Below are 25,457 nucleotides of genomic sequence, written 5' to 3' on the forward strand. Positions count from 1 at the left end.
CCGCCGATTGATACCAAGCATTATTCATAAGAATAAAGAATGGTGGGTCATGATGGATTTGAACCATCGACCAATTGATTAAAAGTCAACTGCTCTACCAACTGAGCTAATGACCCGCTCTATTGTTGCGTTTAATTGCAACTCACTATTTTACGTAAATCCGCCGATTGGAACCAATCACTATTCAAAAGAATAAAGAATGGTGGGTTATGATGGATTTGAACCATCGACCAATTGATTAAAAGTCAACTGCTCTACCAACTGAGCTAATAACCCATTCCAGTTGCTAACTTATTGCTAAGTTAAAGCTTGCGTAAATCCGCCGATTGATACCAAACACTATTCACAAGGAACAAAGAATGGTGGGTCATGATGGATTTGAACCATCGACCAATTGATTAAAAGTCAACTGCTCTACCAACTGAGCTAATGACCCGCTCTGACGTTGCGTTTTATAACAACTTAGTATTCTACGTAAATCCGCCGATAAAAGACCATTCAAAGAATGGTGGGTTATGATGGATTTGAACCATCGACCAATTGATTAAAAGTCAACTGCTCTACCAACTGAGCTAATAACCCGCTCTTTTTGTCGCATTTCGAGTGGGGTAACCATTCGTTTGCTGCGGGCGCTTATAATACTTATTTATAAAATGAGTGCAACCGAAATTGTCTCTTTTTTTAAGTTTTTATGTCTAGATGCACAAAATTAAACCGTTTGTGCTCAAACTACATGCAAATCCAAGATTCATCGAGACTTTTCATGTAGTTTGGTCGTCTTAACTAAAAACTTAATCGCTAGTTCCCTAAACGATCAGTTGCTAGTTTTGCAGCCGTTGTACTTGGGTATTGACTGATAAGATCGCTCAATATTTTTTGTGCTTGCGCCGCTGAACCCTGATCTTGTAAAAGTGTGCCCAACTTTAGCATTGCATCTGGGCGCTTATTAGAATTTGGAAATTCGTTAACAACCACTTTAAAGTGCTCTACCGCTTTTACACCATCATTTTTAATCGTAAGCAACTGGCCTAACCAATAATGTGCGTTAGACGCATATACAGAATTTGGATAAGTAGTTAAAAACGTTTGAAACTCAGGAATTGCTTGATCATAGCGTTTATCTTTCATTATTAACGCAACAGCACGCTCGTACGCTTCGTTTTCAGATAAGTCACTGCTATAGGTCTGTGCATCGTTTGGCTGCGCCTGATCGGCTACCGGAGCTGCTGGCTGTGTATAAGCTTGGCTAACGCGGTTTTCGATTTCTTGGTACAACTCACGCTGGCGCTGCAGTACTTTTTCAAGCTTGTAGCTTTGCTCTTCAGTTACACCGCGAATTTGACTCACTTCGTCTTGTAACAAATTAAGCTGTTGCTGTAACTCTACTTGTAAAAAGTTACGCTGTTGCATCATATTCTCAAGCGACGCTAATCGCTTCTCAATACTTGATTGTGAACTTGCAGCTTCTGAAACAGGAGCGGGAGCAGCCATTAACTGGGTGCTCCCGCTCAAGATCATGGCTGCCAAAATAATTTTCGGCTTCATAATATCTCTTATCTTAGTAAACTAGTACCGCACGGCGGTTTTTAGCGAAAGCTGATTCAGTGCGAGACTTAACCATTGGCTTCTCTTCACCGTAGCTTACCACTGACATTTGGCTAGCTGAAACACCTAAGCTTAATAAGTATTTTTCAACTGCTTGGCCACGGTGCTCACCTAGTGCAATATTGTACTCTGGCGTACCGCGCTCATCTGCGTGGCCTTCAATTAGTACTTTAACTGATGGGTTTTGAACTAAAAACTCAGCATGTGCACGAAGTAAGTCTGCGTACTTGCTTTCAACTGTTGCAGTATCAAAATCAAAGTAGATTACTTGCTCTTGACGAAGTGCTTCGTACTTTTGACGAAGTTGCTCTTCAGCTTGTTGCTCAGGAGAAATTGTAGCTACTTCAACCGTATCAGTATTCATTGATTGCTCAACAACACCTTGGTTTGATTGGTTTGCAGCACCTTCGTCAATATCTGAAGATGAGCTACAAGCTGCTAATGTCATTACTGGCACAGCAATTAGCAGGCCTTTAAGTATTTTGTTAAGTTGCATTGAGTAGATTCCTATTTTGAGTAAACCAGTAATATTACTGTAAGTATGGCGACCAAGCTGGTGCCTTTACTTGTCCGTCTAGCACAGGTAACCGTGCTTTAAAGCGGCCGTCCATCGATACTAGCGCAAGTACCTGTTTATTATTATGAAGCGTGCTATATATAATCATCGAACCATTTGGCGCTATGCTCGGTGATTCATCTAGGCGTGTTCTCGTTAGTACTTGGAACGCACCTGTAGCCAGCTCTTTCTTAGCAAGATGGTACTGCCCGTTGGTACGGTTAACCATCACTAATTCTTTTCCATCTGGTGAGATAGAACCCGCAAGGTTCATATCGCCATCAAAGGTAAGTCGTTGTGACCTACCTGTTTTTAAATTTAACTTATAAATCTGAGCATTACCACCCCTTTCAGATGTAAACACAATATCTTGGCTATTTGGGTACCAAGATGGTTCAGTATCTATGCTACGGTGATTTGTTAAGCGTGTTTCTTTACGGGTAGCCAAGTCAAGCATGTAAACTTCTGTTGCGCCTGTTTTATCTTTTGAAAGCACTAACAGTAATTTTTTACCATCTGGCGAAAACTGAGGCGCACCATTAATACCACGGTAGCTTGCTACAATTTCGCGTTTACCTGTGTATATGTCTTGAATGTAAATTTGGCTTTGACGGTTTTCAAACGTTACATACGCTAGCTTAGTACCATCTGGTGACCATGCCGGCGACATTAACGGCTCTTTTGAGCGAAGTAATACTTGCTCGTTAAAACCATCGTAATCGGCAACCACTAACTGATAAGGTTTAGGGTCATTATCTCGTACTATTACATAAGCAATTTTAGTTAAAAACGCGCCTTTTTCACCCGTTAGTTTTTCGTAAATAACATCGCTGATCCGGTGCGAGTAACGACGAAAACCGCTTTCGCTAATAACACTTTCACGTGCTTCTAAAACATGAGCTTGGCTTTTAACTAGTTTGCCATTACTCATCATTTGCGTGTTGCCACCGGTAATTTGGCCACGGATCACATCAATTAACTCATAACGTACTAAGTAACGGCCATCAGTCTGCTGCTCTACTTCACCAACAAGAATAGCTTCAACCCCTTTATTAACCCAAGACGCGTAATCAATTTCGCTGTCTTTACTTGGCTGTTGCGGCATTTGTGCCACTTCTACAGGTTTAAATTTACCACTGCGCATTAAATCAGCAGCAATAACACCGCTTAATTTTTCAGGTATTAGACCAACACCTTGATATTTAAAAGGGACTATCGCAATAGGCCTTGCACCGTCTACGCCCTCTGTTATTACAATTTCAAGCGCAGCATTAGCAACACCTTGAAATCCAAACAGTAAAACTAAACAGGCTATTTTTATTTTGTTGAACATATCATTCCTTTAAAATTCTGGCTTGATTGTTAAGTTAATATTCTTAAGTTGTTCGAATACGTCTCTATCTTTAGATACCGGTAATGTGTCGGCCATGCGTACTGCTCTTAATGCAGCTTCACATACTAACTTATCGCCACCTAATGACTTAACTTGCGTTACTAAACCATTAAAGCCTAAGCGAATATTGACTCGGCACTGCTGGTTTTTCATTTTTTGATCAATCAGTAAGTTTTGCTGAATACGCGCCATAATTAACGCTCGGTACTTATCAACTTCGCTCACTACTTGTTGCTGACGTATTTTACTACGGGCAGCCTGCTCTTTGGCAAGTTGCTCTTGTAACATTTGCTCTTGCATCGCTTGTTGGCGCTTACGCTCTGCCTCTGCTGCACGCTCTTTTGCCTCGGTTTCACGTTTTTTACGCGCAGCCTCTGCTTTTTTAAGTGCGTCTTCTTCGGTTTTACGTTTATCAGCAGCTGCTTTTGCTGCAGTTTCAGCTTCTTGCTTTTGCTTTTCGGCTTGCTTGGCTTTAGCGCGCTCTTTTTTCTCAATTGCGCGTGCTTTTTTAGCTTCTGCCTCGGCTTGCGCTTTTTCTTTCTCTTTAGCTTTACGCTGTTGCTCTAATTTTTTAATATTACGTGCTTCTGATTCACGTTGTTTACGCGCATTCGCCGCTCTGCGCTCTAAATCGCGAATACGTTTATCTTCTGCACTTTTTTTATCTTTTTCTTTCTTTTTAAGTTCAGCAATTTTTTGCTCAACTTGTTTTTGATCAACTGTAACAGCCGATACTGCTTTATCTGGCGTAGGTATAGCCGAATTAAGCGTTACTTCCATTACCTTAGGCGCTGGCGGATGAATGTTTGCAGATGCATACAAAAAACCACCAATACCTAAATGAAGCACTATCGATTTTACTACTGAACTATTCATACAGCTACTTCCCCTCAAAGGATTCAGTCATTAACCCTACTGACGGTACGCCTGCATTTTTCAAAAAATCCATTAGTAATAATACTTCTTGATACGACACCTTACCCGAGCCTTTAATCATAACTGGTACATCAGGATTTTTCATTAACTGTAATTTTATAACCGCAGCAACGTCAAGTGCTTCCATAGGTTCTTCAGGATCGGTACCTACGCTCACATAATATTTACCCTCTGCATCTATTGAAGCAATAATGGGTGGAACATCTTTAGTATCAACTAAATCAGACTCTTCCATTTTAGGTAAATCAACTTTTACACCGTGTGTAATAAGCGGTGCTGTAGCCATAAATATAATAAGTAGTACCAACATTACATCAATGTAAGGTACTACATTAATTTCTGCGACCGGACGGCGCTTTTTACGCTGATACATTCGCTTGTGCCTCTATTTGTGTAGCTGCTTGACGGTGTAAAATATTAGCAAACTCTTCCATAAAGTTAATATAGTGAGACTCAAGCTTTTCAACACTGTTTGAAAAACGGTTATAAGCAATAACAGCAGGGATCGCCGCAAATAAACCCATAGCAGTCGCAATAAGTGCCTCTGCAATACCAGGTGCTACCATTTGTAATGTAGCTTGCTTAACTTCACCTAGTGCAATAAAGGCATTCATGATACCCCATACAGTACCAAACAAACCGATATACGGACTTATAGAGCCGACCGTTGCTAAAAACGATAAGCTAGATTCAATTTTTTCAATTTCGCGAGAAAGCGCAACACGCATAGAGCGGTGCGTACCTTCCATAACAATACTCGCACTCTGAAATGTATTCTTTTTATGACGAGCAAACTCTTTAAAGCCCGAAGTAAATAATGCTTCAATACCTTGAGACTGACCGCTGCGTGACGATATTTCGTTATACAATTTGCTTAAATCAATACCCGACCAAAATTTTTGCTCAAACTTCTTAGCATTTGATAGAGCATCCGATATTGCTTTTTTACGCTGAAATATAATTGTCCACGACATTACAGACATGGCAACTAGCCCTAACATTACTAATTGAACAAGCAAACTTGCTTCTAAAATTAGATCTAAAAAATTAAGCCCTGATCCCACGTTAAACTCCTAAGTAATTTCAAAATACGGCAAATTGATTAATTTGTGTAAATATGACCGCTTACACGGTCAAAAGTTGCATCTAGTGTATCTAGTCCATTTCAAGCTGACAACGGTATTGCTATGAATAGGCAACAAAAAACGTTAAAAAACAGCTTTAGTTGGCATTTCCCTTTGCCTCAGTATTTTATTTAATCTTTTAACTAGGGTCTGTTGACCTTTCAAGGCTAAATTTGCAGCAGTCTGTTTGGTATTTAGGCAAGGCAGAGCCTATGCAGTGTGGTTATTCCCCATAAATAGGCGATAACGTAGCATTAATGCCAAACAGGCGCTGCCCAAAGGGTTCTTCCTAGGGGCTATTTACTCTTTATTGCTCGATTTTTACTTATTCTTACATGGATGTAAGTCAGTAGAATAACGCAGGAGCAGTTATCGAGCCCGCTAGGTTACAAATCTCGCGCCGTGATTAAATAGTCCCTAGTTTGAACAAATTTTAATCCGCAAAGATCAACAGACCCTAGGCTCGCTAATTATAAATATGCGTAAATATATAAGCAAAACGCCATAAAATGCGTCGTTTATTCAAAATAAGAGCATAAACACTCAAAATTTATAAGCTTTACCTTCACGTAATAGTAAAACTAATACCGCACCACAACATAAGATATAACTTAAACCATAAATTTCATTAACTTATAAATTTAACGATTAATTAACGCTCAAGATATAAACAACAATAAAATTCGACGAATTAGTTTTTCTAATCCGAAAATACAAATTTTCTAGTTTGAACAAATAAAGGTTCTTACGTATTATTACCCCATACCGAGCTAGCGCACTGAATGAGATAGTTTCATTAAGCCAAGTTCTTAGTAATAGGATATTTTATCGTATTACATTGTTTTACTCTTTGTGGATAAACCAAATTAAGTAAAACATAGTTCCCTAGATTACTTCCTTCAACTTGTTGTTTGCCCGCATTTTTTGCGGGCTTTTTTTTGCCTGCAATTTACTACGCTACACACTGTATTTATAAACTAATAATTGCCCTACCTATTTTACAATAAGTAATTCGGTTACTAGTTTGAATGGTACGCAGGATAGCTTCGCGAGTCTTAACGCCCTGTGAATTAACAGTTAACTATAAAGCGTATAAGTATTTTGAAATAACATTTGCAACAGTGTGCTGAGGTTTTGGGTAAAATACCAGCCGTATAAATATTTGAAAGAAAGGGATACTAAGTCAATTACCTGCTGCGCAATAAACCACAGCAAGTAATGTATATGATGAGGCTAGTCTTTTTTAGGAAGTAAACCAAAGTGATGGTATGCGCTGTCTGACACTATTCGCCCACGGGGTGTGCGCTGAATAAACCCTTGCTGAATTAAAAATGGCTCTATTACGTCTTCTATTGTTTCACGCTCTTCGCCAATAGCAGCCGCTACATTGTCGAGCCCTACGGGGCCGCCCATAAATTTTTCAATTATGGCGAGTAAATATTTTCGGTCCATATAATCAAAACCGCTTTTATCTACGTCAATCATATCAAGGGCTTGCTTAGCTACCTCGGCGTTTACTGTGCCGTCAGACTTTACTTGTGTGTAATCACGTACGCGGCGCAATAAGCGGTTAGCTATACGCGGTGTGCCGCGCGAGCGTTGTGCAATTTCGGTTGCGCCGTCGTCGCACATTTCTAAACCAAGATAATGTGCAGAGCGCCCTACTATATGTGATAAATCCTCTACTGAATAAAACTCTAATCGCTGCACAATACCAAAACGGTCACGTAGTGGCGATGTAAGTGAGCCTGCTCGCGTGGTTGCACCTATGAGTGTAAATGCTGGTAAATCTAATTTAATAGAACGCGCAGCTGGGCCTTCACCAATCATTATATCAAGCTGGTAGTCTTCCATCGCTGGGTAGAGTATTTCTTCAACTTGCGGGCTTAGTCTGTGTATTTCATCAATAAACAGTACGTCGCCTTCTTCTAAATTAGTAAGTAGTGCGGCTAAATCGCCCGCTTTTTCAAGTACTGGGCCTGATGTTGTTTTAATGCTTACGTGTAATTCGTTGGCCACAATGTTTGCAAGCGTGGTTTTACCAAGCCCTGGAGGGCCAAATATTAATAAATGATCGAGCGCTTCACCACGGGTTCGAGCAGCTTCAATAAAAATTTCCATTTGCTGCTTAACATGAGGCTGGCCTCTGTAATCGGCTAAAAGTTTAGGCCTTATTGCACGATCTATAGAGTCTTCATTTGTTTTTTCAGTCGCATCAATTAAGCGATCCGCTTCAATCATGGGTTACTCACAACATTGATTTTAAAGATTCTCTAATAAGAACCTCAGTAGACATATCGGGTTTGCTTATCGATTTTACTGCTTTTTGAGCTTGTGGCAATTTATAACCTAATGCAAGCAGTGCCGATACGGCATCATCGGCTGCGTTATTAGCTATTGTCGCATCGCTCATTGGCTCTATTACTGCGCTGTCGCTAAATGGCGTAAATAAATCATTGCCCCAATCTTTTAATCTGTCTTTCATTTCGAGTACTAAACGCTCGGCTGTTTTTTTACCTACACCCGGTAATTTAACAAGCGATGTTGAGTCTTCGTTATTCACACAACTCACAAATTGCTTAGCCGACATACCCGACAAAATAGCTAAACCAAGTTTTGGTCCTACGCCATTTGCTTTTAATAGCTCTCTAAATAAGGCACGCTCAACTTTATTATTAAAACCAAATAATAACTGAGCATCTTCGCGCACTACAAAGTGAGTGTAAACAATCGCGTTTTCACCAATTTTTGGTAAATCGTAAAAACAGGTCATTGGCATTTGTACTTCGTAACCTACACCACTTACTTCGAGTAAGATTTCTGGTGGCTGTTTTTCGACTAAAATACCATTTAAGCGGCCTATCATAGTTATTTCCTTAAACGTCCTCTAACGGTTTTGCTTGCGCTACCCGCTAGTTTAATTAAATTTTGTTCTGAATGGGCATGGCAAATAGCAATAGCCAGTGCATCAGCTGCATCGGCTTGTGGTGTACCGGGTAGTTTTAAAATATTTTTTACCATGTGTTGCACTTGTGTTTTATCTGCGCCACCGTTTCCTACTACCGCTTGCTTAATTTGCCTTGCTGAATACTCAAATACGGGTAAGTCGGCCATTGCAGCGCCCACAATAGCTGCGCCTCTAGCTTGGCCTAGTTTTAAAGCAGAATCGGGGTTATGCGCCATAAATACTTTTTCAATGGCAAAGGTTTCTGGCGAAAACTGCTCAATAAGCTGTGTAATGCCTTGGTAAATCATTTTAAGCCTAACCGGAAAAGGATGATCGGCTAACTTAATACAGCCACTGCCTAAGTATGTAAATTTAGAACCTTGGTGGGCAACAACGCCATATCCGGTCAAACGTGAACCAGGATCGATCCCTAAAATAATGGCCAAACTTGCATTCTCATTATTGTTATTTTTAAATTACGCTAATAATGCCAGAGCACTGTATAAATTACCAGTACAAAGAAAACAAAAATGCCCACATGTTAGGTGGGCATTTAAAGGAGCATGTTAGTTTAAGCTTACCCTAGGGCACGCACTAATCCTTGAGTGTTTTGTTTAAGTGTTCGGGCAATCATTAAATAGCCTAAACCGGCTACAAATACGCCGCCCGCTACCGGCCCAATAATCCATATATGCGGGTGTAGCTTACCGGCTAAATCAAACATTTGTTGCTGCACAATTAAAAGCGCTATATCACTAAAAAATGCGGCAACTAAACCGGCTAAACCACCGAGTAATAAAAACTCATACAGGGTCGCGTTTTTAATTAATCGGCTTTTAGCACCAAGTGTTCTAAGTATTACAATTTCTTGCATACGTTCACCCAAGCTAGCTTGCACTTGCGATATAAGTACAAGCGCTCCACACAGCACAACAATAGCCAGTACAAAGCCAATGGCGAGCGATACTTGCGAAATAGTTGTTTGTATTTGCTTAACAAAGTTATCAATGTCAATGGCTGTAATAGTTGGGTAAGTGCGCAGTAACTGGCTAAAGTCACGCTTTTGCTCTGGGTTTATGCGTACCGACGAAATATACGTTGCCGGAAAATCTGCAAGTACATCTGGGCTTAAAATAATAAAAAAGTTAGGTTTAAGCGTAGCCCAATTAACTTTACGAACACTGGTAATTTTAGCGTCGAACGACTGCGAACCAATTAAAAATGTAAGCGTGTCGCCTATTTCAACATCTAAACGCTCGAGCATCGACTCCTCTACTGAGGCTTCGGCTGTTGCATTTTCACCAAACCACGCGCCTTGTGTTACTTCGTTTTGATCTGGTACATCCTTAAGCCATGTAAGGTTTAGCTCACGGCCAATACCGGCACGTGCTTCTTCGTCTTTTTTCTCGTTATCTTGCAGTGATACAGAACGCGCTACCAACTCGCCGTTCACCGCATTTACGCGCCCACGAATAGTTGGATAAAACTCTGATACTTGAATATCTTTTTGAGCTAAATATTCATTAATTGGCTCAAGCTCATTTTGCGCAATATTAACTAAAAACGCATTAGGCGCATCGTTTGGTAGTTGCGACTGCCAATCAGATATCATGTCGTTTTTAAGTACCACTAAAAACAGCAGTAATTTAATCGCTAACGAAAAACTAATTAACTGTACCGCGTTCACATTTGCACGCTTTTGAATAGATGCAATTGCAAGCGACCAACTGTTACCCGGTTTTAAGCCAAGCTTTCGGCCGCCACCAAATATTAATTTAGATACTAAAAACAGCACACCAATTAGCGCAAGTGTTGAGGCAAACAAAATAAGCGTTATTTTTATGTTGTTACTAAATAACCACATTAATAAAAACACAGTTAGCGCACTCATGCCTAAATGCACACGGCTTACTGCCAACTTGTCACCTAAGTTACGGCGCAGCACTCTAAGCGGTGGAATATCAAATAAATCAAATAACGGTTTAATAGAAAACATAACAGCACAAATTACGCCAGTGCTAATAGCCACCAGCCAAGGTTTAAAACCACCTAAAGGTAGCTCTGTGCCCATACTTTTTGATAAGTAACTTGTTGCTATTTCTTGCAAGCCATAACCAATTAATAGCCCAATACTTACCGCCATTGCACACACAAGCAATAAATGAAGCATGTATATTTTGCGGATCATTGAGCGACTACCGCCCAATGTTTTCATCATCGCGACTGGGTCGTATTGGCGTTCACAATAACGTTTTGCTGAAACAGCAATAGCCACTGCAGCTAAAATAATACCTAATAGGCCGGCAAGTAATAAAAAGCTCTCTGCACGGTTTAAGCTGTTTGAAATAGGTGATTGGCGGTCTTTAACGCCGTACCATTGTTGGTTTTCTTTCATTTGTGGTTTAAGCCACTCATAAAAGCTATTTATGTCAGCCTCACTACCGGCATAAAGTTGGCGGTAATAAACACGGCTACCCGGTTGCACAACTTCGGTTTTTGCCACATCGTCAATATTAATAAGCACACGACGGCTGCTTGAAAACACATTAAATGGCGCGTCGGGCTCTTCTACAATAACTTTTGAAACATTAAATAATGCTGCGCCAAGCTCTACTTGCGCACCTATATCAATGTTTAAACTATAAAATACCGACTCACTTAGCCACACATTACCAGGCGCTGGCCCGCTATTGGCAACTTTAGTTTCACCTGTAAGGGTATCTTTAACTTTTAACTGCCCTTTGAGCGGGTATGCATTAGATGCTGCTTTTACTGAGCTGAACTGCATTTCGTCATTGGCAAACAACATAGTGTCGAAATACACCATTTGAGCCGTTTTTAAATTTTGGCTTTGTGCTTGAGTAATAAAGGCCGTATCAAGCACATGATCACTGGCTAGAACGCGATCTGCAGCAATAAAAGCACTGCTTTTTTGTGCAATACTTTGCCCTATTCGCTCAGTAACCATCGACAGTGTAAGTACGGTTAAAACAGCAAGTGCGATAGCCGCGCTTATAACGGTTAACTCACCACGGCGAAATTCTCGCGAAAATAACTTAAGCGCTAACTTAACCCACATCGGCAACGTCCTCTACTTCGCTTTTTACCAGTAAACCCGCTTCTATTTGAATAATATGCTCACATTTTTGTGCAAGCCCTTCATCGTGAGTAACCAAAATAAGCGTAGTGCCGTGTTGCGTGTTTAAATCAAATAATAACGACTCAATCATTTTACCGTTTTTGCTGTCTAAATTAGCCGAAGGCTCATCAGCAAACAGTATTTTAGGTGTACCAATAAAAGCACGCGCTATAGCAACACGTTGTTGCTCACCGCCAGAGAGTTGCGACGGGTAATGATCAATTCGATGGCTCAAACCTACTTTTTCAAGCAAAGCAATTGCTTGCTCTTTCGCATCACTTTCGCCAGCAAGCTCTGCAGGTAACATAACGTTTTCAAGTGCCGTTAAGCTTTGTACTAACATGAACGATTGAAACACAAATCCAATTTTAGCCGCGCGCAGTGCAGCACGCTCTTCTTCATCTAAATTGTGTAATGGCTCACCATCTAAAAATATTTCGCCGCTGCTTGCTGTATCCAGCCCTGCTAATAAACTGAGTAACGTAGATTTACCAGAGCCCGACGTGCCAACAATAGCAACAGACTCGCCATGCTTGACATTAAAGCTGATGTCGCTGAGGATGGGCAGCTCACCTTCAAAGGTAGAGACTACTTTAGACAAACCATTAACCTGAATTATATTTAATTGAGAAAGCGCTGACATATGACTCATTCAATCCTTCGTTTAGTATTCATTTTATTTTTAGTTATCAAACCGCTGAGCGCAGCAGCCGACAACACGATTTTAATACTCGGTGACAGTTTAAGTGCAGCCTACGGACTTCAACAAGAAGAAGGCTGGGTAAAATTGTTACAAGATAAATACGATGACGAACAAACCGACATAGAACTTATCAACGCCAGTATTAGTGGCGAAACATCTGGAGGCGCCCTACGTCGTTTAGATGCATTGCTTGAGCAATATGAACCCACTCATGTACTTATTGAGCTAGGTGCTAATGACGGTTTACGTGGTTTCCCAGTTAAAAAAATGCAAGCTAACTTAACGTCTCTTATTCAAAAAAGCCAAGCAGCTAATGCGATGACCGCCTTAATGGAGATTTACATTCCCCCTAATTACGGTCCGCGTTATAGCAAAATGTTTACAGACACTTTTACAGACGTTAGCGAAGAAACAAATGCGCATTTAATGAACTTTTTTATGCTAGATATTGCCAGCCAATCTGATCTAATGCAAAACGATAGTTTACACCCTAACAAAAAAGCCCAGCCATTAATACGAGACGAGATGTATGACTCGATCAAAAAGTGGTTAAATAAAGACTAGCCAATTAATACAGCGCAAGAGTGCTATTTTATGCCTCTTGCGTAATAAACATCCAAACAAACAATCGCTTATTGATTTTTAAAAAAATACACGTACTATTGCATACAACGTCGGTATGTGGCGCAGCTTGGTAGCGCACTGTCATGGGGTGGCAGGGGTCGAGAGTTCGAATCTCTCCATACCGACCAATTAATTATCCCTATATCAATAAGTTAAACTTCTCTTCAAAATATAGTTAAAATTCATCTGTTTTGATTCTACAATTTATCTGTAGCACTCTCTTATTTATCTAAGCGCGCTTAATAAAACAGAGTTTAGCTGGTAAGTTTTGTGGTTTTTAAGGGGGTTGTATTTAATTGTTATTAACTTGAAGTAGCTTTTGTGGGATCTGTATGAAGCCATTTATTTTAATTTCAATTTATTGAAATTAAAATAAAAAAGCGCTCTAAGCGCTTTTTTATTAAAGTACTAGTGCTTGCGACCTACACCATTTCGTACCATGTCTTGCCCTGTTTGGAATACGTCTTCTGTAATCATGCGTGCTAAAAGTAGCTTTTGATTATCGTCAAACACAGCAACAAAACGGCTGCCATCTTTGTTATTAGTAGCCATACCAACACCGGCAACACCTTTAAGTCCAAAACCACCGCTTTCGACATCTATTAAAAAGCTTTCTAGCTCAGCTAAAGTATCAATTACGTCATTTTCATTATTCATTTTAAAACTCTTTTTAGTCGCGCGTTGCACTTGGCAAAGCTTTTAAATCGTTATGAACGCTATTTTATAGAGTACAGCTAAAAACTTAAACCCTTCACTTTAAATTGTCAGCTTTACACGTTGAATGTCTATGCCTTTAAACCTACTTATACCAATTCCAATAAATAGCTGATCTATTTTACTTGCTAAAAAAACTTATTTCTTTGTTGTAAATTTTGCAAAGGGAACAACCACTTACATCAATTCACGCCTAGAGCTGAATTGTTTTTTCGGCGTAAAATTTAGATCACATACTTAATGGAATTGGTATTATATAAAGCAGGTTATTCCCAATATTTAAACAAGTTTGAAGGTATCAATTGCTTTGGTAAGACTTAAGTTCTCTTTAGCTAATTGCTCAGCTTGGCTATTAAGAGTTGCACCATTTTCTGAAAGGCTCCCTACCATACCAATGATGTGCGACATATTTTTAGAGATTTCGTTGGTAACCGCTGCCTGCTGTTCAGTAGCAGCCGCAACTTCTGTATTTAAACTTGTCACTTCAGAAATATTAATAATTGCTTGCTCTAACTCAGTACGAGTTAAATGTGTATTATTAAGAGCACTCTTACCACTTTTAGTAACCATTTGCATGAGCTCTACTACATTACTGGTAGATAGAGTTAATTGCTCTATTGTGCGATTTATATCTTTAGTGCTAATCTGAGTTCGAGAGGCAAGCGCTCTTACCTCGTCTGCAACAACAGAAAAACCTCGCCCTTGTTCACCAGCTCTTGCAGCTTCAATTGCAGCATTTAAAGCCAGTAAATTAGTTTGCTCCGCGATATCGTTAATTATGTCCACAATACTTGTAATGGACTTAATATTTGATTCCATGTTTTGGATAAACTTAACTGAGCTTTTAATCTCGCTATCTAATGTGGTTACGACATCCGTGGCAGTTTTTACATAGCTACTTGACTCTAAAATTTGATCTTTCGTTTGATTTGTAAAATTTAAAGTATTGGCTGTATTTGCTGCAACATCATTAGATGTTGCACTCATTTCTTCTAAGGCAACTACTATTTGATCTGTTTCGTCTTTGTGTTGTGAAATTGCAGATTGATTACGAACAGAAACTCGCTCAAGTTGTTCAATACTACTGCTAATATTGTTTGATGATGTTTGTAGGTTAAGCATCATCGTCTGTAAATTTGCTACGAAAGTATTTACATCAGATGATATTATGGCTAAATCATCATTACCATCAACGGGTAAGCGCTTTGTTAAGTCACCTTCTCCAGCAGATAGCTCATAAATTCTCCTTTTTAAATACAGCAACGGTTGATATAACTTAGTTAATAAGTACGAAAGAATACCCGCTGAAATTAAAATTAACGTGATGCTAGTAAAAATTGACTCTACCAAATACTCGTTTACGTCTTGATAAACCACTTTTTTATCTATTGCGACCACTAACAACCAGCTTACATTCTGAGATAAAGTGATGTTTTCAAAATAGGCTATCTTGTCTGTATTATTAAGCTTAAAGCTAAATTCACCACTTTTATGTGCGCGGGTATAACGAAACAGCGGTGCTAATTGTGCAAAGTCAGTAAGTTTACTTTGTCCTGGTGTATCGACTTCTCCTGTAGATGCAACGACTAAGCTGTTTTGATCGTATAAGCCAGCCACTGCACCAGTAAATACGGCATCCTTTACATACTCATCAAAAACATCTAGTTCTAAGTCAGCGAGTAAAACCCCTTCGCGATCACCAAAAAAAGGGGTCGAAATACTGACCATCAATTTGCCTGATGTTTTTCCACGATAAATATCAGTTACTATTGTTCTACGTTCACGCATTGCCTTTGTATACCAAGTCCGTGTCCGAGGGTCGTAGCTTCCTTTCTTATATTGCCCTCGAGAAGCAGAAAACGTATCGCCGTTTTCAAAGCCAACAATCAAATCGGACACAGGCAAAGTCCGTAAAGACACATCTAATGCCGCCATTATTTTTGGTGTTGCCTTTAGATCAGCGTATAGAGTTGACGTCTTCTCAAGACCATTTTTTAAATTATTAAAGTATGTTTCGATTTGGGATGCTGAAGTAGAAACTTTTTGAATTGCATACTCATCAACATAATTAATTGTTGTTGATGACATATGCTGATACGAAAAATAAGACAATAAAGTCATTGAGCTAACAAGCAATATGATTGAGACAAATACGATCCTGCCTCTAAAGTTCAAGTTTCTAAAAAAATTCAAGGTGAGTCCTTTATGAGAGCATAATAAAGAGTAAAAAACAGTACATATTATAATGTAAAGATTATGCTCAGATAAAGACTTTATAATTATTATTAGATTAAATTCAATGGGTTATAACTAAAGTTATAACTAAAGTTATAACTCCGGTATTAACTATAGCTTTAGTTATATATTTATCACAAAAATTTAAAACCTCTTTACACTAAGATTTAATTTGCTCACCGCACAACCAAACTCTTTTGCATTTACGCGATGATACTGCGTGTCACTGGTTGCTGTAAGGCTAATTATAAACTCATCTTGTTGGGCTACCGTACTTTGCTCTTGGCTTAGGCACATAGCTTGAGTAAGTGAGCGCAGTTTTGAATTTGTTAAAATTGAGCCAAAACGCTGTACTGGTAATGGCGGTATTTTTATCTCGGGTAACGCTTGGCTTATAGTTCGCTCACTCAGAGTAAACGTATTGTTGGTAATATCAATTACGCTACTAGCAGGCCAGTACGAATAACGATAGTTATTACCCTCTTTTTGAGGCTTGCCTTGCTCAGTTAAGTGCACAACACCACTTTTACCTATTACGGTCATTAAACTAACTTCTGGCGATTTAATAACAACCAAAGCTGTATTTTCATCAATACCAAAGCCATGCTGCATTTGTGTTTTAGTATTACTCGCTTCGCTATTATTTAGCGCAGCTGCGAGTCTAAACGTGCGGTTTTGTTCGCTAAATTGAGTATCTATAACACCAAAGTTAAAGCTACCAAGCCCACCAGCATTAGCGTTAGTTTCACTTTTACGAAGAGCCTCAAGGCTTGTTGTATTCGTAAGCATGCCCGTTATTTTACTTTGGATTGCAGCGCCCGCTCCTTCACCTACTATAACTGGGCGGTTTTGCAGTACTTGCGTCCACGGGTATGGATTGTTGCTTTGATCAAACAATACCTTGTGCATTAATGCTGCATTACCGCTATTAAACATCACACCGGTACTGTTTTTAATAAGTGATACAAGTGCGTCAGTGCCACTTTTGCATAAAGCGTATTCGGCTTTTGTACGATCGGGGTAAATTGCTTCACGGTTATACACATTCATTAATGTATTTCTGAGAACAGGTAATTCATCGCACGAGTTACTCGTAATCGCTTTAGCAAGCGCTGGGGTTAGTGCTAACCATTGAGTGCTTATATTTGATTGTGCTAAAAGGTTCTGCGCTAAATCTGCCGACTCATAAGGGTCTCGGCTCGATGCTGTAATAGCAAGCATGGTGGGATTTGCGTTATTAACTTTTAAACTGCCCGATACAAATTGCAAAATATTGTTAGTCGCGCTCTGGTTATTAAAATCGGTATTTACTTGTTCTTTAGAGCGCTCACCATTTTTATTAAGTAGCGGTACTTCTAGCATATCAAATACAAAGTTGTATTCTTGTTGGGTAAGGCTTTGCAGTTGTTGGTTGTTTATATCGCGCCACTGCCAGAGTAAATCAGTTTTTGATACGCTATTTGACGATTTACTTTGCATGGCTTTAAGTGTTTTTAATACAGCCGCTTTTGCCTCAATGTTATTATTAGGCCAGTGCTGCGTGATGTTTTTTATTTGAGAGTTATTAACCCTATATAGATTATGTGATTTACCTTCAACAACAGTCTCTTTTTCGCAGTTATTAAGCTTTGCGCTAGTACAAGTTGCAAGCTCTGAGCCCACTAAAATTAAAGTTTGGCTTTGCTCTTGAGCCACTGCATTTATTGAAAAACCAGCACCCAGTAACGCCACTAACATAACTCGTAATTTAGGCTGTTGATTACGTAAAAATGCACATATCATAATGTAAACTCTAATATAAATAATAAAACTAATGTGCTGTAGTTTAACAGCTAGCCACTTGCGCCTAAATATATTTTTATAAATGTTAAATAATTCAAGTCTCTGAAAAGCGATAGGGTTAAGCACTGCATTTAAATACATTGTTTAGTTTGCCCCCTATCCTCGTAAATATTGACCAAACAAATTTAAACCGACCATTTATTGACCAAACCCATTGCTTAAATTACGGTGGTGCATTGTTTTATGTAACCGGGGTGAAATATGGACTTTTCTAATGAAGAGGTAAATTTTTTAGCTGAGTTATTCAAACCAAATACAAAGCAGCGCTCTCCCCGTAATCATATGCTTACAATGAAAAGCTCTGTACCCGCGAGTATAGCTCACCTTTTTACCCATGCAAATTTAACTTTGCTTGCTGAAGTTGCTAATTACCAACTTTGGTTTCCCCTGCAATTAAAAATTGATGAGTTAGGTGTAATTAACCCCACTTTGAGCGCACCAGAGGTAATTGATACAAAGGGCACTCAGCGAAGTTGGCGTTGGAGTGAGCTAAATATTAAAAGCCAAGGTTTTAATATTGAATCAATTTCCAGTACGGGCATATTTTTAAAACCATTGAAAAATGGAAAAAGCTTAAACAAATTACAGCACATGAGCTTTAACTTGCCTAACAAAGAAAGTATATCAATGGATATAGTACCCGTTAGGCAAAGTAGCTTAGGGATTGCAGCAAAAATAACTCAAATTCATAGCGGGCAAGAGCAACTAAGAGCTTACCTATTTGAAGAGCACAAACGTCAATATGCTAAATTATACGAAAACGGCCAATTAGTTGAACAATTAATTTAATAGCCTTAAACACCCTATACTTGCATTTAGTTAACTTTATTTAACGCTGTCTCAATGTTAATCTGTACCCCTATTTATAAATCATAGGGATATGACAATGCCAGGTGCTTTTGCGCACATTACTGCGGTTAATATTGCAACGCAAACCAAGTCACTCGCTAAAATGGATATGCCTAAAAAGGCAAAACTTATTTTAAGCAAACGCCAAGCATACCTTGAACTAGGTTGTGTAGCCCCCGATTACCCTTATTTAGCCGTAGCGCAGCCTAGCCAAAATGCATGGGCCGATTTAATGCATTACGAGCGCACGGGGGATTTACTTAAAGCCATGATTGAATACTGTAAAACACTTGAAGATGAAGCATTTGAAAAGTGCTTTGCTTGGTTATGCGGTTATATGGCCCATGTTGCTGCAGATATAACGGTGCATCCGGTTGTTGAATTAAAAGTTGGCCCCTATGAGCAAAACCAAACTGCGCACCGTACCTGCGAAATGAATCAAGACGCGTTTATTTGGCAGCGTTTAAATTTAGGTGAGTTAGGCTACGCTGATCGCGTACAACAAAATATTGGGTCTTGTACTAACAAAGACGATAATTTTGATACCGATATTGCACAAATTTGGCAACATGCTTTATTAAAAGTCCACCCTAGCTACGCAGTACAACATGCGCCTAACTTTAATTCATGGCATAACGGTTTTCAGCTTGTAGTAAATAATGTTGAAGAAAGCTATCGGTTATTTGCCTGTGCACGCCATGTTGCTACTGATTTAGGTTTGTTTTATCCTCGCCCAAACGAAGTAGACTCCACTTTTATTGAACAACTAAAAACACCGCACGAGCCTATGCATTACAACGATATTTTTGACTTTACCGTTAGCAACATTCAGCGCTATATAACCATTATTGCCAATGCCGTATTTTTAGATACTGATTACAGTGAAATTAAAAACTGGAACCTAGACACAGGCTACGATGAGCACAACACAATGACGGTATGGAGCAAATAGCATGAAACACTTACTCTGCATAAGCTTAATTGTATTACTTAGCGGTTGTTACACTTCAAAAAATAACAATCCAGAAATAATGGCCGATTTAGCCTCGCAATTAAAAGATATTGCTACAGCTGTAGACGGCACTTTAAAGTTTAGTGAAACCCCCTATTCATCCTCTGATGAGTTATTAAAAGCTGCCGTTAATAACGATTTAAGCAAACTTACGCCCTTTAACGAGTACACGTTTATTGTGGATGTACAAGATGATAACGCCGTATTACTTTTATGTGATGCTGACACTGCTTTAATTGAAGATGCAGGCTGTACTGCGCAATCAGACATACAGCATTGGAAATCGGGAGCTGTGCAACAGTGCAAAATAACTATAAACGCCCAACAGCTCTGTAATTAGGTGATAAAACCAAGCTAGCTTTATAGAACATGCATAGCTCTTAGGTGAGCATGTTCTATATAGTGGCCACTAAATACATTTAAAGTTGAGCTGTCACTTCTTTAGGGTTAAACACTAAGCCATGGCGGCTAACATGTTCTGCAAATCTTTCGGCTGGCATTGGTTTAGCAAAGTAATAGCCCTGAAATTCTTTACACCCCATTTGCGCCATTATTGCTACTTGCTCTTGGGTTTCTACCCCCTCAGCTACACACTTAATATCAAGTTCTTTACACATAGCGTGTACTGCCTTAACTAAACTTTTTTGACGCTTTGAGCTCGTTACTTGGCTTATTAATGAGCGATCTAACTTGAGTTTGTTAATTGGGTAGTCGGCAAGGCGTGCAATATTAGAATATCCCACCCCAAAATCATCGACCGAAATAGTAAAACCCCACGATTGCAGTGTTTGCATAAGCTTTAACGAATGGGCTTGGTTAGCCTCAAGGGAAGTTTCAGTCAGTTCTAACTCTATTTGAGGCGGCTTTACATTAAAGTCGGCAAGGTATTTAACTAGTTTTGACATAAAATCGGTTTGGCTAAAATCAATTAGAGATATATTTATTGCCACCGGCACACTCGGTAAACCCGCTTTAGTCCAATCGGCAATTTGAGCACACACCTTTTGAATAATCAGATCAGTTAACCGACTAACCATCCTGTATTCTTCAGCAATAGGAATAAACACCACGGGCGACACATTACCCAGTATTGGACTATTCCAACGCGCTAAAGCTTCAAGCCCTATGCATTCACCCGTAGCATTTACTTTAGGCTGATAATGCACCGACAAATCGCCTTGTTGAAGCGCTTCGTCTAGCAACATTGAAATTTCGTATTTTTCGATAAAAGCTTGTGACTGTTTTTCGTTATACCCACTTAGTGGAGTATTACAGTTTGCGATTTTAAGTGCTTCGCACGCATTGCTAAGTACTATTGTGCTGTTTTTTCCATGATCAGGATATTTTGCAAAACCAAATAAAAATGATTGCTGACACTTAGTGCCAAACACATTATATTTTTTATCTAATGTATTTTTTATTTGTATTAATAGCTTATCTTCAAGCTCGTTTTGCGAGTTTGCCACAATTATAAAAGCGAGCTTTCCGACTCCTATATGAGCACACAACAGCGGCTCATCTGGCATCGCTTTTAAACGCTTGTATGCGTTAATCAGTAAGGCTTGAGAGTCGGCTTTAGTGAGCTTTAAATTTAAGTATTCACTATTTGCACTTTGCGCAACAACAATATAAAAACCTTTTTGGTACTTACTTGTTAGCCTATCGCATTGCAGTTCAAACCATTCTCTATTAGGTAGCCTTGTTCGCGAGTCTCTAAAGCGTAATCGTTTGTTTTCTAGCTCCATCATCGACAAGCTTTGCTTAATGAGCTGTTCTTGCGTGCAATCGTAAAAGTCGTATACACGGTAGTTTGTGCTCATTGTTATTTGCTGATAACTGGCTTTAAAATAGCTTTTTTTGTACTTCACAATTTTATTTTGCGCATTTGGATCGTCAAAAGCTAAAGTAGGAAATAAATGTGAGAGGTTAACGCATTCTTCTTTTAATTCTTTTTTTATACCAAACATATCAATAGCATGTTGATTAAAATCAGTAATGACAAGGTTTTCGTCAACAATAATTTTGGCTTTATTTGATTCGGTGAATAAGCTTCGATAAAGCTCATTTTTGTCTTTAAGGTGTGTATTAGCGCTTATCATTGTTTTGTTTAAACGCTTAGCAGCCACAATTGTGCGTGCTACAGCAAGGGGAATACATATGTTAAAAAATAAAAATATAAGCCCTGTAATGTATAAGTCCGCGTCGGGAAGTTGTTGCGCTATGCCAGTCAAACCCGATACATCAACGCTATTTATGATCATATAAAACGGCACAATATTTAATATGCCATAAGCTAAGGCTGTTCTATAACCAAGCAGCATAAGTGCAATTATCGGACAAGAATACATATACATAGAGCCCACTTTTGCAAGCTCTAAGTCTGTTAAAAATAAGTTCATTGACACGCTAGCGGCCACAATAGCGATTAAAAGTGCATGAGCGCTAAAGTGATAAAAACGCTTACTTGCTATAAGTAAACCGCATGCAGTAGCAAGAAAGCTGCTTGTTAATACAACAATATGAATTAAGTTAAATTCAATAGCGCTTGTGTACGTGTGACACGCCACAGATAAACATAACACCATTACTAATGATAGAATAATGCGCAGTGCACTTATTCGCCAATTAGCAACCTGACCAGGGGCTGAATAGTGGTCGTTTAATAAAAAGAATCTATTGAAAAAATGCATAATAAACAACAGTTAAAGCTCATTATTCTATTAGACATTGATAGCTTGTTAAAATCAATAAAATGAATGTAATTTTTATTTACATTGTTCTATAAAATAGACAGGTGTAAACCTGCTTATTAGCCGTTAAGCACTTATTTTTCGTGTGTTTTTACAGTTGTCTTCTTTAATAGCAAAACCACTGCACCCTAAAAATTCACCGTGCTTAGATTTACGTTTACGCATTTCGCGCCCACACTTTTCACAAATTGGGTGCTGCGTTTTACATTCTGTATTCACGCATTGTGAGTATGTGTTTTTATCTACCGATGGGCTACTACAGCTTTTGCACACTCGCAATTTAGTTTCGCAAATTTGCGTGTTAGTACAACTATAATAATCACCATATTGGCCCGTTTTGGGCACTATTAACCCGTCACTGCACGTACTACATTCTCTTTGCTTTAGTTGCGGCTTATTAAATAATGCGGAACCAATTTGAATGGGGTAATCATCATTTATTAATTCTTTTATAAATGCGGAGCATGCATAAGGGTCGGCAATTAAATACGCTTTATGTTTAGCGCGTGTAATACCTACATAAAGCAAACGCCTTTCTTCTGAGTGAGTGAATTCATCTTGCTTTGGTAATAACGACTCAATCAGCAAGTTATTTTGATTGTCGCTCGGAAACCCTAATTTACCTTGTTCAAAACCAATAATAATACAGTAATCGGCTTCAAGCCCTTTGGCACTATGCAATGTCCAAAAATAAAGAGAGTTTGTATGCTTTTTATCTTTTAAATGCTGCTGCACGCTATTTAACATGTATCTATATCGACTAAGTATGGCAATGCTCGCTGATGCATCATTTTTTTGAATAGTGCTTATGCTCTGTTGTACTTTTATTTCTATCGATTTAGTACCTTGGTATAAATCGTCTAATAAAATAACTTGTGGTGTGGTTACTTGTGTATGTGTGCTGATCTGCTTTTTATATTGCTCAGGGTTTTGCATTACAAAACGCCCTGCTACTTCACTAATACTATTGTTATATCTAAATGTTTTTTGCAACATAGTAAGTGAGTGGCTGCCCACTAATTCATTAAAGCGTGTAGTAAGCGCTAAATTACCACCCGAGAACCGATAAATTGCTTGCCAGTCATCACCAACCGCAGTAAAGCGTATTCCGTTACCATGTTTTAATATGGCATTTATGAAAGCCATACGCGCGCTTGATATATCTTGAAACTCATCAACTAGAATGTGGCTCCACACAATATTAAAATCTCCGCTTACTATCGCCTTTGTTGCTTGAATAATCATGTCGTCAAAATCAATGGCACTTTGCGCGTTTAGTTCATTTATATAAGCATCATGAATTTGCACTAACAAGTTTGCATATTGCTGGTAATTTTTAATACCACTTTGCTTAATGCGCTGTGCTATTTGCTTATTATTTAGTTGCTCCACTCGAATAGCTTGTAAACATTTTATGTACTTATCAATGCCTTGCTGTAACTGCCCTGAGTTATTTAAAGTATGAAATATTTCGTCGTTACTTAAAGGTGTTAATTCAACATTATGCTGCTTTAATTGCTTTGCGAGGGTTTGCTCTAGCTTTCCTTCTACCCAGTTGTAATGAAAGGTCTCAAGTAAGGTGGTGCCATTTTGTTTATGCAGTTTGCGCTTAAATGCAACTTGCTCGTTATAATGTTTTTTATCTATATCGGCACGTGTATTACCTTGCCTATCAATGCCAAAGTGCTCTAAGTAAATATCATAGTGAGGTATATAAAAATCAGGCTTATATTGCCTATTTAGCTCGGTGCCTTGGGCAAAGTGATAATTCACCTCATAGCTATGCGGCACGCTGTTTAAATGCAGCCAGTTTGAAATTAACACCTCCTGATAACTTTTTACTTTATGACCCGCAAGGCTGCGGTATTCGTTATCGCGTATGTATCGCTCGTACTGTGCATTATCTTTAAAGCTAAATATATCAATTGGCTCATGGAGTAAATCTACAAATACTTTTAAAAATTGTGGCTCGGTTTGTATTTTTTTACTTACCCATACCGTTAACCAACTATTTAATTGAACTGGGTCTGTTGCAAATTTTGACAACTCAACAGGCTTTTTAGCGCTTTGTAATAGTTTAAGCCCAAGCGCATGAAACGTTAAAATAGTGGGTGCTTTGGTATGTAATTTTGCATGTGTTGCGCGTTTAATAAAGCGCTCTTTAAGCTCATTAGCTGCTGTTTTATTATAGGCCAGCACCAAAATTTGCTCGGGTTTTGCAATATCACACGCTATTAAATCTAGCGACTTTGCGACCATCACCGATGTTTTACCTGTGCCTGCTGCCGCTAATACTAAGTTTTTGTCGTTATCGCGTATTACTGCTAAACGCTGCTCTGTTGTTAATGGATTTGACTCTACTTGATTAAAAAAATCATTTTTAAGTATCAGTTGTTTTTTTTCATATTTATGGCGCAACTGTGCAATAGCATCAAGGGAATTGGGTGTGGTGCTCAGTATATTTAAAAATTTAAGACTACTTGGCGATAAGTGTTGTTGCCATGTATTTGTACTTTGAGCGTACTGTTTAACAAGTGAAAATACATCGTTATTAAGTGTATTTAGTGAACTATCACGTAAAAACTCATCTAAAGCATAACGCTTTAGCAAAGTTTTGGCGTTATTTACCTTTTGCTCAAGCATGGCCGAAAACTGCGTATTAATGGCAGTATTTAAAGTATTAGCCTGTGCTTTGTTTAAAAAGCTAATTGATGTATTGCTGCTGTCGCACAAATTAATTTTGGCACTAAATAAACGGTTTTTAAGTGTTGAGTAATTATAAAAGTCTTTAATTAAAAATGTTCGTGCGGGAGCACGTCTAAAATGCACAACAAGGTGCTCATGTTCAATACTTACGTGTTTAATACGGGTAAAAAAACGGCCTAGCCAACTTGGAGTAGCAATATACTGCGCCATAATACTCTATATGAAAATATACTTTAATTGATTGTAACACACTCTTTTATAATACATTTAGCGCTAAGTTAGTATTCATTTAGTAAGCAATTTAAATAGTGGATTGGTTTTT

Annotated in this window: 20 protein-coding genes and 5 tRNA genes; 5 read left to right on the top strand and 20 right to left on the bottom strand. The window is 38.7% G+C overall.

Features of this window, described 5'->3' with window-relative positions; genetic code table 11:
* Nucleotides 1-40: 40 nt before the first annotated feature.
* The 15 genes from I6F49_RS14960 to I6F49_RS15030 all read right to left on the bottom strand — a co-directional run bounded on the left by I6F49_RS14960 (nucleotide 41) and on the right by I6F49_RS15030 (nucleotide 12,343).
* Nucleotides 41-116, bottom strand: a tRNA-Lys gene (locus I6F49_RS14960).
* Nucleotides 117-200: 84 nt separating this feature from the next.
* Nucleotides 201-276: transfer RNA gene (locus tag I6F49_RS14965), tRNA-Lys, on the bottom strand.
* Between the two features lie 84 nt (nucleotides 277-360).
* Nucleotides 361-436, bottom strand: a tRNA-Lys gene (locus I6F49_RS14970).
* A gap of 70 nt (nucleotides 437-506) precedes the next feature.
* Nucleotides 507-582 (bottom strand) — tRNA-Lys (locus tag I6F49_RS14975).
* A gap of 216 nt (nucleotides 583-798) precedes the next feature.
* A complete protein-coding gene (gene ybgF, locus I6F49_RS14980) occupies nucleotides 799-1,545 on the bottom strand; it encodes a tol-pal system protein YbgF (protein ID WP_197181187.1) in 747 nt (248 codons plus the stop codon).
* 13 nt (nucleotides 1,546-1,558) lie between these two features.
* The gene (pal, locus tag I6F49_RS14985; protein WP_149592635.1) at nucleotides 1,559-2,101 is read right to left on the bottom strand and encodes a peptidoglycan-associated lipoprotein Pal; all 543 of its coding nucleotides are present in this window, start codon (nucleotides 2,099-2,101) and stop codon (nucleotides 1,559-1,561) included.
* A gap of 34 nt (nucleotides 2,102-2,135) precedes the next feature.
* Nucleotides 2,136-3,494 (bottom strand): Tol-Pal system beta propeller repeat protein TolB, encoded by a 1,359-nt coding sequence (gene tolB, locus I6F49_RS14990; RefSeq protein WP_197181188.1) that lies wholly within the window; start codon nucleotides 3,492-3,494, stop codon nucleotides 2,136-2,138.
* Between the two features lie 9 nt (nucleotides 3,495-3,503).
* Nucleotides 3,504-4,430: a cell envelope integrity protein TolA gene (gene tolA, locus I6F49_RS14995; RefSeq protein WP_166420819.1), complete on the bottom strand. Its 927-nt coding sequence runs from the start codon at nucleotides 4,428-4,430 to the stop codon at nucleotides 3,504-3,506.
* A 4-nt stretch (nucleotides 4,431-4,434) separates the two neighbouring features.
* Nucleotides 4,435-4,863, bottom strand: a complete 429-nt coding sequence (gene tolR, locus I6F49_RS15000; RefSeq protein WP_149592638.1) for a protein TolR — start codon at nucleotides 4,861-4,863, stop codon at nucleotides 4,435-4,437.
* Entirely contained in the window at nucleotides 4,850-5,554 is a 705-nt protein-coding gene (gene tolQ, locus I6F49_RS15005) for a protein TolQ (RefSeq protein ID WP_007580384.1), read from the bottom strand. The genes tolR and tolQ overlap by 14 nt, the downstream gene beginning before the upstream one ends.
* A 1,293-nt stretch (nucleotides 5,555-6,847) precedes the next feature.
* The gene (gene ruvB / locus I6F49_RS15010; protein WP_007580382.1) at nucleotides 6,848-7,855 is read right to left on the bottom strand and encodes a Holliday junction branch migration DNA helicase RuvB; all 1,008 of its coding nucleotides are present in this window, start codon (nucleotides 7,853-7,855) and stop codon (nucleotides 6,848-6,850) included.
* Nucleotides 7,856-7,862: 7 nt separating this feature from the next.
* Complete coding sequence (gene ruvA, locus I6F49_RS15015; RefSeq protein WP_002960647.1) at nucleotides 7,863-8,480, bottom strand: Holliday junction branch migration protein RuvA; 618 nt, start codon at nucleotides 8,478-8,480, stop codon at nucleotides 7,863-7,865.
* A 2-nt stretch (nucleotides 8,481-8,482) separates the two neighbouring features.
* The gene (gene ruvC / locus I6F49_RS15020; protein WP_002960649.1) at nucleotides 8,483-9,007 is read right to left on the bottom strand and encodes a crossover junction endodeoxyribonuclease RuvC; all 525 of its coding nucleotides are present in this window, start codon (nucleotides 9,005-9,007) and stop codon (nucleotides 8,483-8,485) included.
* 131 nt (nucleotides 9,008-9,138) lie between these two features.
* Nucleotides 9,139-11,640, bottom strand: a complete 2,502-nt coding sequence (locus I6F49_RS15025) for an ABC transporter permease (protein ID WP_197181189.1) — start codon at nucleotides 11,638-11,640, stop codon at nucleotides 9,139-9,141.
* On the bottom strand, nucleotides 11,630-12,343 hold the full coding sequence (locus I6F49_RS15030) for an ABC transporter ATP-binding protein (protein WP_165728877.1): 714 nt from the start codon (nucleotides 12,341-12,343) through the stop codon (nucleotides 11,630-11,632). The genes I6F49_RS15025 and I6F49_RS15030 overlap by 11 nt, the downstream gene beginning before the upstream one ends.
* On the opposite strand from I6F49_RS15030, the gene I6F49_RS15035 reads away from it, so the two are divergent.
* On the top strand, nucleotides 12,344-12,967 hold the full coding sequence (locus I6F49_RS15035; protein ID WP_197181190.1) for an arylesterase: 624 nt from the start codon (nucleotides 12,344-12,346) through the stop codon (nucleotides 12,965-12,967).
* Between the two features lie 111 nt (nucleotides 12,968-13,078).
* Nucleotides 13,079-13,155, top strand: a tRNA-Pro gene (locus I6F49_RS15040).
* A gap of 280 nt (nucleotides 13,156-13,435) precedes the next feature.
* Here I6F49_RS15040 and I6F49_RS15045 read toward each other — a convergent pair.
* The 3 genes from I6F49_RS15045 to I6F49_RS15055 all read right to left on the bottom strand — a co-directional run bounded on the left by I6F49_RS15045 (nucleotide 13,436) and on the right by I6F49_RS15055 (nucleotide 17,758).
* Nucleotides 13,436-13,684, bottom strand: a complete 249-nt coding sequence (locus I6F49_RS15045) for a hypothetical protein (RefSeq protein ID WP_024593050.1) — start codon at nucleotides 13,682-13,684, stop codon at nucleotides 13,436-13,438.
* A gap of 336 nt (nucleotides 13,685-14,020) precedes the next feature.
* Entirely contained in the window at nucleotides 14,021-15,862 is a 1,842-nt protein-coding gene (locus I6F49_RS15050; protein ID WP_197181191.1) for a methyl-accepting chemotaxis protein, read from the bottom strand.
* A 258-nt stretch (nucleotides 15,863-16,120) separates the two neighbouring features.
* Entirely contained in the window at nucleotides 16,121-17,758 is a 1,638-nt protein-coding gene (locus I6F49_RS15055; RefSeq protein ID WP_197181192.1) for a cyanophycinase, read from the bottom strand.
* A gap of 261 nt (nucleotides 17,759-18,019) precedes the next feature.
* Between I6F49_RS15055 and I6F49_RS15060 the strand changes: the two genes are divergently transcribed.
* The 3 genes from I6F49_RS15060 (at nucleotide 18,020) to I6F49_RS15070 (ending at nucleotide 20,019) form a co-directional block, all read left to right on the top strand.
* Nucleotides 18,020-18,607, top strand: a complete 588-nt coding sequence (locus I6F49_RS15060) for a hypothetical protein (protein WP_197181193.1) — start codon at nucleotides 18,020-18,022, stop codon at nucleotides 18,605-18,607.
* Between the two features lie 97 nt (nucleotides 18,608-18,704).
* The gene (locus tag I6F49_RS15065) at nucleotides 18,705-19,619 is read left to right on the top strand and encodes a zinc dependent phospholipase C family protein (protein ID WP_197181194.1); all 915 of its coding nucleotides are present in this window, start codon (nucleotides 18,705-18,707) and stop codon (nucleotides 19,617-19,619) included.
* A gap of 1 nt (nucleotide 19,620) precedes the next feature.
* Nucleotides 19,621-20,019: a hypothetical protein gene (locus I6F49_RS15070; protein ID WP_166379417.1), complete on the top strand. Its 399-nt coding sequence runs from the start codon at nucleotides 19,621-19,623 to the stop codon at nucleotides 20,017-20,019.
* 79 nt (nucleotides 20,020-20,098) lie between these two features.
* Here the strand turns inward: I6F49_RS15070 and I6F49_RS15075 are convergent, their stop codons facing one another.
* On the bottom strand, nucleotides 20,099-22,369 hold the full coding sequence (locus I6F49_RS15075; protein ID WP_197181195.1) for a sensor domain-containing protein: 2,271 nt from the start codon (nucleotides 22,367-22,369) through the stop codon (nucleotides 20,099-20,101).
* A gap of 126 nt (nucleotides 22,370-22,495) precedes the next feature.
* Nucleotides 22,496-25,345 carry a UvrD-helicase domain-containing protein gene (locus I6F49_RS15080; protein WP_197181196.1) on the bottom strand — a complete coding sequence of 950 codons (2,850 nt, stop codon included), beginning with the start codon at nucleotides 25,343-25,345 and terminating at the stop codon, nucleotides 22,496-22,498.
* Nucleotides 25,346-25,457 lie beyond the last annotated feature (112 nt).

The organism is Pseudoalteromonas sp. SWN166 (assembly GCF_015864485.1).
In the GTDB taxonomy this organism is placed as follows: Bacteria; Pseudomonadota; Gammaproteobacteria; order Enterobacterales; family Alteromonadaceae; genus Pseudoalteromonas.